Source organism: Nonomuraea antri (genome assembly GCF_013283785.1).
Lineage (GTDB): Bacteria > Actinomycetota > Actinomycetes > Streptosporangiales > Streptosporangiaceae > Nonomuraea > Nonomuraea antri.
The window spans coordinates 1-1,271 of record NZ_JABCPZ010000542.1 but is presented as its reverse complement, the minus strand read 5'-3'; the positions used below and the strand labels follow the sequence as shown (position 1 = coordinate 1,271).

The following is a 1,271-nucleotide window of genomic DNA, read 5'->3' as shown; positions in this document are numbered from 1 at the left end:
TGAGCTTCCCCCCGTTCTCCGGACACTTGACCTGAGGTCACCCTTGATCATCAGGAAGGATGTCCTCCATGCCCTCGCCACACCCTCCCGAGTTCCGGCGTCGCGCGGTCGAACTCGCGCGCCAAGGTGACAAGCCGCTCCTCCAGCTCGCCAAGGACCTGGGCGTCAGCCGCTCGTGCCTGCAGAACTGGCTGCGGCAAGCCGACGCCGATGAAAACGCCGGCACCGGTGACCGGTTGACCAGCGCAGAGAAGAAGGAAATCGCCGAGCTGCGCCGCCGCAATAAACAGCTGGAGATGGAGAATGACATCCTCAAGCGGGCGGCGGCGTACTTTGCCCGGGAGAACGTCCTCCCAAAGTAATCTACTCGCTGGTCCGCGAACTCGCCGACGACTGCATTCCGGTCGCGGTGGCCTGCCGAGTGCTCCAGGTGTCGACCTCGGGATATTACGAGTGGCTCGGCCGGCCCGAGCCGCCGCGCGAACTCCGCAATAAGGAACTCACCAAAATGATCCGGCAGATACATGCCGACTCGCGCGGCAGTTACGGTTCGCCGCGGGTGCACGCCGAGCTCACGCTCGGGCTGGGTGAGAAGGTCAACCGCAAGCGCGTCGAGCGGCTCATGCGGGCGGCCGGCCTGCAGGGGGTCTATCGGCGCAAGGCCCGCCGTGACCTGGTCACCCAGGCCACCGAGGAGGACCTGGTGCAGCGCCGCTTCGACGTCGAGGCGCCCGATCGGCTCTGGCTGACCGACATCACCGAGCATCCCACCGGCGAGGGAAAGGTGTATTGCGCCGCCGTCATGGATGCCTACTCACGACGCGTCATCGGCTGGTCCATCGACGCACGACAGGATACGAATCTCGTGGTGAACGCATTAGCGATGGCCGTGGCCCGGCGGAAGCCGGACGCCCGCTCAACCATTCTGCATTCCGATCATGGCACGCAATATACGTCTTGGGCTTTTGGCAAGCGGCTGCGGGACGCAGGCTTGCTCGGATCCATGGGAACAGTGGGCGATTGCTACGACAATGCGATGATGGAATCGTTCTGGGGAACGATGCAGCTCGAACTTCTCGACATCAGAATCTGGAAAAACCGAGAAGAACTAGCCAACGCCATCTTTGAATGGATCGAATGCTGGTACAATCCATACCGACGACATTCCAGCATCGGAATGCACAGCCCCGTCACGTTCGAGGCCCTCTACAGGCCTTCAGGCACCGCCGAGTGACCTCACCTCAGGTGTCCGTGCTGCGGGGGGAAGCTCA

2 protein-coding genes are annotated in these 1,271 nt (G+C 62.9%); both read left to right on the top strand.

What is annotated here, in order from left to right; all coding sequences use genetic code 11:
- Nucleotides 1–59: 59 nt before the first annotated feature.
- Nucleotides 60–362 carry a transposase gene (locus tag HII36_RS55225; protein ID WP_173531393.1) on the top strand — a complete coding sequence of 101 codons (303 nt, stop codon included), beginning with the start codon at nucleotides 60–62 and terminating at the stop codon, nucleotides 360–362.
- Nucleotides 362–1,234: an IS3 family transposase gene (locus HII36_RS55220; protein WP_173531394.1), complete on the top strand. Its 873-nt coding sequence runs from the start codon at nucleotides 362–364 to the stop codon at nucleotides 1,232–1,234. The genes HII36_RS55225 and HII36_RS55220 overlap by 1 nt, the downstream gene beginning before the upstream one ends.
- The last annotated feature ends 37 nt before the right edge of the window (nucleotides 1,235–1,271 follow it).